Annotated in this window: 12 protein-coding genes; 4 read left to right on the top strand and 8 right to left on the bottom strand. The window is 62.9% G+C overall.

The window, feature by feature from the left end; translation table 11 throughout:
- Positions 1-566, bottom strand: a 566-nt coding sequence (locus Y703_RS20260) for a YflT domain-containing protein (protein ID WP_051427647.1), incomplete at its 3' end; no start/stop codon positions are given.
- Between the two features lie 118 nt (positions 567-684).
- Between Y703_RS20260 and Y703_RS0115105 the strand changes: the two genes are divergently transcribed.
- Genes Y703_RS0115105 through Y703_RS0115095 form a run of 3 tightly spaced genes read left to right on the top strand, consistent with a single transcriptional unit; the run spans position 685 to position 3,669 of the window.
- Positions 685-1,965, top strand: coding sequence for a magnesium transporter MgtE N-terminal domain-containing protein (locus Y703_RS0115105; RefSeq protein ID WP_026553376.1), 1,281 nt, complete (start codon positions 685-687; stop codon positions 1,963-1,965).
- On the top strand, positions 1,958-2,551 hold the full coding sequence (locus Y703_RS0115100) for a DUF1003 domain-containing protein (protein WP_026553375.1): 594 nt from the start codon (positions 1,958-1,960) through the stop codon (positions 2,549-2,551). The genes Y703_RS0115105 and Y703_RS0115100 overlap by 8 nt, the downstream gene beginning before the upstream one ends.
- On the top strand, positions 2,551-3,669 hold the full coding sequence (locus Y703_RS0115095) for an Mrp/NBP35 family ATP-binding protein (protein WP_253908078.1): 1,119 nt from the start codon (positions 2,551-2,553) through the stop codon (positions 3,667-3,669). The genes Y703_RS0115100 and Y703_RS0115095 overlap by 1 nt, the downstream gene beginning before the upstream one ends.
- Before the next feature lie 14 nt (positions 3,670-3,683).
- Here Y703_RS0115095 and Y703_RS0115090 read toward each other — a convergent pair whose 3' ends face one another.
- The 3 genes from Y703_RS0115090 to sigE are packed head-to-tail and all read right to left on the bottom strand — an operon-like array spanning position 3,684 to position 5,757.
- Positions 3,684-4,106, bottom strand: a complete 423-nt coding sequence (locus Y703_RS0115090; RefSeq protein ID WP_026553373.1) for a twin-arginine translocase TatA/TatE family subunit — start codon at positions 4,104-4,106, stop codon at positions 3,684-3,686.
- Positions 4,107-4,147: 41 nt separating this feature from the next.
- The gene (locus Y703_RS0115085; RefSeq protein WP_026553372.1) at positions 4,148-5,119 is read right to left on the bottom strand and encodes an anti-sigma factor family protein; all 972 of its coding nucleotides are present in this window, start codon (positions 5,117-5,119) and stop codon (positions 4,148-4,150) included.
- A gap of 5 nt (positions 5,120-5,124) precedes the next feature.
- Positions 5,125-5,757 (bottom strand): RNA polymerase sigma factor SigE, encoded by a 633-nt coding sequence (gene sigE, locus Y703_RS0115080; RefSeq protein ID WP_253908077.1) that lies wholly within the window; start codon positions 5,755-5,757, stop codon positions 5,125-5,127.
- A 308-nt stretch (positions 5,758-6,065) separates the two neighbouring features.
- On the opposite strand from sigE, the gene Y703_RS0115075 reads away from it, so the two are divergent.
- Positions 6,066-6,710 carry an O-methyltransferase gene (locus Y703_RS0115075; RefSeq protein WP_026553370.1) on the top strand — a complete coding sequence of 215 codons (645 nt, stop codon included), beginning with the start codon at positions 6,066-6,068 and terminating at the stop codon, positions 6,708-6,710.
- Positions 6,711-6,742: 32 nt separating this feature from the next.
- On the opposite strand, the gene Y703_RS21750 is transcribed toward Y703_RS0115075, so the two are convergent.
- The 4 genes from Y703_RS21750 to Y703_RS20255 all read right to left on the bottom strand — a co-directional run.
- Positions 6,743-6,910: a DUF3117 domain-containing protein gene (locus Y703_RS21750; RefSeq protein WP_081743572.1), complete on the bottom strand. Its 168-nt coding sequence runs from the start codon at positions 6,908-6,910 to the stop codon at positions 6,743-6,745.
- 156 nt (positions 6,911-7,066) lie between these two features.
- Entirely contained in the window at positions 7,067-7,651 is a 585-nt protein-coding gene (locus tag Y703_RS0115065) for a DNA-3-methyladenine glycosylase I (protein ID WP_026553369.1), read from the bottom strand.
- Positions 7,648-7,971, bottom strand: a complete 324-nt coding sequence (locus tag Y703_RS0115060) for a DivIVA domain-containing protein (RefSeq protein WP_026553368.1) — start codon at positions 7,969-7,971, stop codon at positions 7,648-7,650. Before Y703_RS0115060 ends, Y703_RS0115065 begins: the two co-directional genes overlap by 4 nt.
- A gap of 20 nt (positions 7,972-7,991) precedes the next feature.
- On the bottom strand, positions 7,992-8,425 hold a 434-nt coding region (locus tag Y703_RS20255), incomplete at its 5' end, for an LOG family protein (protein WP_035765471.1).

Raw genomic sequence — 8,425 nt, 5'->3', positions numbered from 1 at the left:
CCAGCCGGTTCCGCGGCGGGGGGCCCTGCCGGCGGCTGGAACTCCTGCGCCGGACCGCCGGGATGCTGGGCCTGGCCATTCATTGGCAACTGCTGCAGGAGGCGGCGGGCCTCGCCAACTGATTCCGGTTCAACTATGACGTCGTAGCTGGTGGCGATCACCTGGCTGGTTGACGTGAAGTCCCGTTTCCCGCGCTGGAAGGCGTAGGTGATGACGCCGAAGAGCATCCAAAAAACAGCGCCAAGTGCCATCGCTGTAATAATCGGCAGGTAGGCTCCGCCGTCGCCGAACAGGGTCAGGATCAGGCCCACGAAGAACCCGAACCAGGCTCCCGTCGCCGCGCTGGCCAGTGCCACCCGCGGGTAGCTCAACCGCCCTGTGACTCTCTCAACGGTTTTGAGATCGCTGCCGATAATTGAGACCTTTTGCACCGGGAACTTGCCGTCGGCAAGGTAATCAACCGCTTTTTGGGCTTCCAGGTAGGCGCTGTACCGTCCAACCGTTTCACCTTTGGGCAGGATGCGGCCTTCATCCCGTGACGCCGTTCGACCAAGCACGTTTGACATGCCCCCATTGTCGCCCAGATTAGCGAACCTGTGGGGTCGTATCGCTCGCAGTGAACTAGTGCTGCTCCTCTCCTGCCCGGATAGGGCAGAAGCGGCCGTTCCGAAGTAGCCTTGGCAGGTGAGCACTAATCCCACTCGCGTCTTCGTGGCGCGCCTGCTTGGCCTCGACGTGTTTGACCCACTGGGTGACCGTCTAGGCCGGCTTCGCGATGCAGTGGTTCTTGACCTCGGCCCCAACACGGCGCCCCAGGCGGTTGGTCTGGTGGTGGAGGTGCCGGGTAAACGGCGCGTCTTCGTGCCGATGACCCGGGTCACCTCAATCGACGCCACCCAGATCATCTGCACCGGCCTGGTCAATCTTCGCCGGTTTGAACAGCGCGGCGCCGAGATGCTGGTGGTCGGTGAACTGTTTGACCGCCGGGTAACCCTCCGCGATGGGAGCGGCGAAGCAGTGATCGAGGACATTGCCATCGAGACGGATCGCGCCGGCGACTGGCACGTGTCCCAGGTTTTTATCAGGCGCGGTTCGTCGTCGTCAGCCCTGCGGGGCCTCCGCCGCGGCGAGCGACTGATCGTCGACTGGCTGGACGCCTACCATGGGGACGCGGCCGAACCGCAGGGAGCCTCGCAGTTCGTCGCCCAGCATGAGGATCTGAAACCGGCCGACTTTGCTGACGCCCTGCACGAGATGAGTGACAAACGGCGAACCGAGATCGCTGGAGCGCTGCAGGATGACCGGCTCGCCGACATCCTGCAGGAACTCCCGGACGACGACCAGGTACAGATCCTCTCTTCCCTGCATCGTGAGCGTGCTGCCGACGTGCTCGAGGAAATGGACCCTGACGACGCCGCTGACCTGCTCAACGAACTCCCCGAAGCGCAGAAGGAAGACCTCCTGGCGCTGATGGAGCCCGAGGACGCTGAAGATGTGCGTCGGCTCCTCCAATATGAGGAGGATACCGCCGGGTCGATGATGACCACTGTGCCGGTCATCCTCCCGCCGGAGGCGACGGTTGCCGAGGCGCTCGCGCACGTCCGGCGGGAGGAACTGACCCCTGCCCTGGCCTCATCAATCTTTGTCTGCCGGCCGCCGCTCGAGACGCCCACTGGTCGATACCTCGGCGTCGTCCACATCCAGCAATTGCTCCGGTTCCCACCGCCGGAGCAGCTCGGCAATATTGTCGATACCGATCTGGAGCCCATCGGGGACCAGGCCAACATCAGCGAAGTAGCCCGGATCCTGGCGACCTACAACCTGAACTCCATCCCGGTGGTTAACGCTGAGGGACGGTTGGTCGGTGCTGTGACAGTCGATGACGTCCTGGACCATCTGCTACCCGATGACTGGCGGGCTGCTAACGACTACCCGGGGCTGACGAAGGGAGCAACCAATGGTTGAGCGAATCAGAACGACTGCGACGGGGCTCGATACCCCCCGCGAGAGCCGGAAACGTTGGCTGCCGCGGCTGCGACCCAACCCCGACCGATTTGGCAGTGCCACCGAAAACTTTGCACGGTTCATGGGCACGCCTCAATTCCTGTTCTACATGACCGTCTTCGTTGCCGTCTGGCTCGCCTGGAACTCCTGGGCGCCCGGCGGGCTGCGCTTCGACAGCGCCGCCATCGGTTTCACCCTCCTGACCCTCATGCTTTCCCTTCAGGCGTCCTACGCTGCTCCGCTACTCCTCCTGGCCCAGAATCGGCAGGACGACCGTGACCGGGTGTCCCTGCGGCAGGACAGGCAGCGGGCCGAGCGTAATCTTTCCGACACCGAGTACCTGACCCGTGAGATTGCTGAACTGCGCATCGCCATTCGGGAGGTCGCCACCCGCGACTATGTCCGTTCGGAGCTGCGCTCAGTCCTTGAAGAAATTCTCGAGACCGCTGAGGACAAGGACACAGCACTCCCGAAGAAGGCACGGCGGAAAGGTGGGGAGCCCACCGCTTCCCTCCCGAAGCTTCAACCCAATCGGTCTGACAGATAGTGGTAGCGCGGGAGGACGTCGACGCTGCACTGGCGACAGTCATCGACCCAGAACTCCGTAAGCCGATCACCGAGCTGGGGATGGTCTCCAACACGATGATCGACGGCGGCGTGGTCACCATTGACGTCCTGCTCACCATCTCAGGGTGCCCCCTCCGTGAGACCATTACCCGCGATGTCGACGCCGCGGTAGGGGCTCTCCCCGGGGTGACCAACGTGGAAGTGCGGCTCGGAGTGATGACCCAGGAGCAACGCGATCGGCTCAAGGAGCAGCTGAGGGGGCCCGGCGGCCAGAAGGGCATCCCCTTCAACGCCGAGGGTTCCCTGACCCGAATCTATGCCGTGGCCAGCGGGAAAGGCGGTGTCGGCAAGTCGAGCGTCACGGTGAATCTAGCCGCCGCCATGGCCGCGGAGGGACTCCGGGTTGGAATCGTCGACGCCGATGTGTACGGCTTTTCTGTGCCCTCCCTGATGGGCATCACCCAGCCTCCAACCCGCGTCGACGAGATGATCCTCCCGCCAGTCGCCTACGACGTCAAGGTCATCTCCATCGGAATGTTCGTCAGCGGAAACCAGCCGGTGGCCTGGCGCGGCCCGATGCTTCACCGGGCGCTTGAGCAGTTCCTGAGCGACGTCCATTTCGGGGACCTGGACGTCCTGTTCCTCGATCTGCCGCCGGGAACCGGTGACATCGCCATCTCAGTGGCTCAACTGCTGCCCTCATCGGAATTGCTGATCGTCACGACACCTCAGACAGCGGCGGCCGACGTCGCCGAACGCGCGGGCACCATCGCTAACCAAACGGGTCAGAAAGTGTCGGGAGTGATCGAGAACATGTCATGGCTTGAGCTTCCCGGTGGGGAACGAATGGAGCTCTTCGGGAAGGGTGGTGGGCTTGCACTCGCTGGCCGCCTCACGGCGGCCATGGGCTACCCGGTCCCGCTTCTCGGGAGTGTGCCGCTTGAAATAGCCCTCCGCGAAGGTGGGGACAGCGGCTCGCCCATCGTGGACGGGACAGGTGAATCGGCTGCCGCACGGGTGCTCCGGGACATCGCCGGAACCCTTGCCCGCCGTCCGCGGGGTCTGAACAACCTCCGGCTGAAGGTTACGCCTACCTAGGCTCGCGGGCAGTCCTAGGTGGCTTCCGCATCGAATGGCGCCAGCTCTCCCGCGCCGAGGCGGGGTGAAGTAGCCACCGATGGCATGGGCCGTGAGCGGGCAGGGGTAGCCGGGCCAGCGCCAGCCGGGCTCGGTGCTGCGGAGCCCGGCGCCCCTCCGCTTACCGGCTTGACGGAATCCTGAAAGTCGTCAATCAGGGCTTCCTTGATGATTCTGCGTGGATCGTACTGGCGTGGGTCCAGCTTGCGCCAGTCCACTTCGTCAATTTCCGGCCCGACTTCCTCACGGAGCTGCGCCCGGGCGCCGGTGGCCATCCGGCGAAGATCCTTGACGAGGCGGGCAAGCTGCGAAGCATACTCCGGCAGCCGTTCAGGGCCGAGGACCATGACGGCAATCACAGCCAGCAACAAGAACTCGAGCCCGTTGATTCCTAACACGTCAGAAGACTACCTGTCAGCAGCGACAGGAGCTATTTGGCTCACTGTGCCGAGGCTGGCTGCGCCAACTTATTGAGCCCTCGAAGGATTCTGCTGAGGGGGTCGCGCGCGGTCGGTTCGGTCGGTGCCAATCGTGAATGTTCGGCCAGGACCAGCTGACTCACCGCCTGGGGCATCTGAGCTGCCGGAAGACTGGAGATGACCGTGTAGGTCACCGACTGGGAATCGAGTATCACCTGCCACGAATGGCCGGGGTGGACCCAGATTTGGCGCTGCATCCCACCGATCTGTTCGAAGCCGTCAACGACTACCGAATTTCCCGTGACAGCGTTGATTGGGGGCGAGGCGACAGGTTCCCGTCCAGTGCCGAGTTTGCGCTGTTCGTAAATCACTACGGAATCGGTCCCGTCGTTGAGCACCATCATTAGCGCCGGTCGGCCGGCCACAGTCATGGCCTCGGCGCTTGCCACCGTGAAGCCCATCATTTCCAGATCGGGACAGTACCAACCGTCAGCCCTGAGCTCCTCAAGTTCATCGTGGTCCAGCAGGGACGGAGTGTCAGGCGCTACAGATTGCCAGCCGGCCATGATTGCACCATTTTGCCCACTATCGGCCAGGACAGTCTCCTCGGATTCGATGCCCAGCGCATAAGCGCCGGTAAGGGTCGCGAGTGTAACAACGGCTAGGCCGCCGGCAACGACCAAAGGGGCTCGACGGCGCGAGGCGAAGCTGGACACGCGGCGCGCCCACGGAGCGTCGCGGCTACCAACGACCTCGGGTGGGTGCCCCGCGCCGACGGCGGGCTGACGTGCCGTGGCCATGATCTTGTCGAAAAGGTCGGCGTCGGGTCGTGGGATTTCGGAACTCTGCAGCCGGTTGCGGACACCACGATAAGCCTGGACGGTATCCCGGCAGGAAGAACAACGGGTGAGGTGATTCTCTATCGCCCTGCGGCGGTTTGAGGGCAACTCCCCGTCGACGAAATCAGCTAGATGCCGCTTCGGATGTCGCATGGGCGCTAACGGGCACCCGCAATCCGGGGAAGTTTCATCAGCGAACTCTTCGGCGCGGTCAGGGCGGGGTCCCTGTGAGCGAGTTTTTCCCGCAGCATGGTGCGCCCACGGTGGATCCGGGAACGGACCGTTCCCAGCTTGACCCCGAGCGCTTCAGCGACCTCGTTGTACGCGAGACCTTCCAGATCGCAGAGCACCACTGCTGCGCGAAAATCGGGCGGAAGTTCCTCAAGAGCAGCTTGGACGTCGATGTCGAGGTTGTTGAATTCGAAGCTGCGTTCCGGGCCAGGATGGGTGCTGGGTAGGCGGCTTTCCCCGTCCTCTGTCAGACCGTCAAACCTGATCCGGGTCTTGCGGCGGGCCTGATCCAGGAACAGGTTGGTAGTGATGCGGTGGAGCCAGCCATCGAGGGTTCCAGGCTTGAAATTTGCCAGTGACCGGAAGACCCGGACAAAGACTTCCTGGGTAAGATCCTCGGCGTCGAACTTGTTTCCAGTCAAGCGGTAGGCCAACCGGTAAACCTTCGGCGAATGGACGACCACAACTTCTTCCCAGGAGGGTGCAACCCAGGTTGAACCGGGGGCGGCCGCTTCATCAGCCACTGCCGAATTGGCCACGGTTGTCTGCGAAGTGGACATCAACTTCTCCTCCCAAAGTGAAACGGCTTTTGCCATCTCCCAAGGTATTCGCGGCCAATGGCTGAGCGGATGCCTCAAGGGAAAACACTGCCTTATCAAGCTGGGAGATCGCTGGAAAACTGGGGGCGCGGAGCCGTCGATGGCTGGCAGTGCAGCACAGGGTTTGCCTCTTCCCTGCCCAATAGGGCTAAGGGCTCCCAGCCAGTAGGCTGTGTATTGAAACTTTCGACCTGCGCCGGTGCGTCCACGGCGACGACTACGTTTCCGAGTGAACCCTGACCTGAGCGAGAAGACTGAGCGGTAGATACATGAGCGCGGATAAGCAGAGCAGCTGGTCATACACTGAGGGACTCCCCGACGAGGATGAAGTTCTCCTCCGCGCCCGGGACCGGTCCTACGAGCTGGGGGTCACCCCGGTGAGCACCGGCGTGGCTGCCGCACTCACCGTTCTGGCTGCATCCTCGAAGGCCCAGACTGTGGTGGAGATCGGTGCCGGAGTGGGCGTTTCCGGCGTGTGTATCCTGCGCGGGCTGGGACCACAGTCAGTGCTGACGACAATCGATTCAGATGTCGACCACCTGCGGGCAGCGCGAGAAGCCTACGCCGAAGCAGGAGTGCCCGGTAATCGAACCCGCACCATTTCCGGCCGTGCGGCTGACGTCCTGCCGCGGCTGACAGACGCTGCCTATGATCTGGTCTTTATCGATGCGGACAGGGCTGGACTCCCCCTGTACGTGAATCAGGCCATCCTGCTCCTCAAGCCGGGTGGAATGCTGATGCTCAACGACGCCCTGGATCAGGACCGGGTAGCGGATCCTGCGATCCGTGAGGAATCAACCAACATCCTTCGCCAGGTGGGCCGGATCATCCGCGATCACGACCAGCTGGTGTCAGCACTGCTTCCTACCGGCCAGGGGCTGCTGCTTGCCGTCAAGATGCCGGCCGCCCGCTGAGCTTTGGCGGTCCGGCGTTCGCCGTCGGGTCACTACTCGGTGACGGTCAGAAGACAATCCTTGAGTTTTCCGGCTTCCTGAGCGTTAAGTTCAACAACCAGCCGCCCGCCACCATCGATCGGGACCCGCATGATCAAAGAGCGGCCCTCTTTGGTGACTTCCATCGGCCCATCGCCGGTCCGCGGTTTCATGGCAGCCATAAGGAGTATCCCTTCAAATGTGCGCGCCCGGGATCCCCGGCCGCCCGTCAACGAAAATTAACGTCAGTGACACGGCGGCATGCTGGCCCCCGCGCATTGATCCATTCCCATTATCCCGCACTTGGGCGGCGTGGGCGAATCGCGATGCGTTGTGGGTCACATCGAGTCGCGTACCCAGCAATCCCGCAAATGGTCGTTAACGAATCCGGTCGCCTGCAGCATGGCATAGCCGGTGGTGGGCCCGACGAACCGAAACCCGTATCCCCGCAGGGCCTTTGCCAGCGCCACGGACTCGGGGACGACTGCCGGGACATCCGCCAGCACCACTGGTGCGCCCCGGGTCGCCGGTCGGTGGGATTCGAGAATTCCGCCCAGACTTTTTCCCGCCGGGAGGTTAAGAAGCGCGCAGGCATTGGCAATGGTGGCAAGGATTTTCGCTCGGTTGCGAACAATTCCAGCGTCCTGCAGCAACCGCTCGACGTCGTCGTCAGTGAATCCAGACACGGCAGTCGGATCGAACTGCCTGAAAGCTGCCCGGAAGGCATCCCGCTTCCGCAGGATAGTGATCCAACTTAGACCTGACTGGAACGCTTCGAGGCTGAGCCGTTCAAACAGTGCCACTTCACCGAACACGGGGCGGCCCCATTCCTCGTCGTGATACCTGCGATAGTCAGCTGTCGAATTGGCCCAGTCGCAGCGGATGTGCCCGTCGTCCCCGCGCGCCGCTGCCGGGTCAGTCACTGGGGAACCTGATGCGTCCGGCGAAGCTCAGCGATCGTCGTATCCCGGTCGGCGAGCGCTGCTGCCAGCCTATCCAGTACCTCGTCCACCTGGTCCATCCGGTACCCTCTCAGCGCTGGAGCAAACCGGATCCTGCCGATATCGGACGCGTCGGGTGTGTCGGGAAGCAGCACCGCCGGCAACGAGGGCGTTGGCTCGACCAGCCCTCCGATGTGCCCACTGAACCGGCGCCAGTCGCTGTCCGTTGGCCGTCGTCCCACGACGGCGAACGCGACAGCACCAGCCACACCGATTGCGACGAACACCAGAAAGATACTCACCCGTCAATGGTGCCAGAGAACTATCGCGGCGACCTGTGTGATGCAGTATCGGCCTGGACCAGCCGGACCGCCTCGGCTGGGTCATCCACCAGGTGCACTAGATCAAGGTCCTTGCCGGCAATCATCCCGTTTGCCAGCAGACTACCCCGCACCCACTCCCACAGCGGCGCCCAGAATTCGGTGCCAATCAGAACGATGGGGAAGGAGGTGACCTTCTGGGTCTGGACCAGCGTCATCGCTTCGAACAGCTCATCAAGGGTCCCGAAGCCTCCCGGCAATACGATAAAACCCTGCGCGTACTTCACGAACATGGTCTTGCGCGCAAAGAAATACCTGAAGTTGATCCCCAGGTCCACCCACTCGTTCATCCCCTGTTCGAAGGGCAATTCGATGCCCAGGCCCACTGACATTCCACCGGCTTCACAGGCTCCCTTATTGGCCGCTTCCATGGCGC

The organism is Arthrobacter sp. H20, assembly GCF_000520515.1.
GTDB lineage: Bacteria > Actinomycetota > Actinomycetes > Actinomycetales > Micrococcaceae > Arthrobacter_D.
The sequence above is the reverse complement of the archived record's forward strand: the minus strand, read 5'-3'. Positions and strand labels throughout refer to the sequence as shown.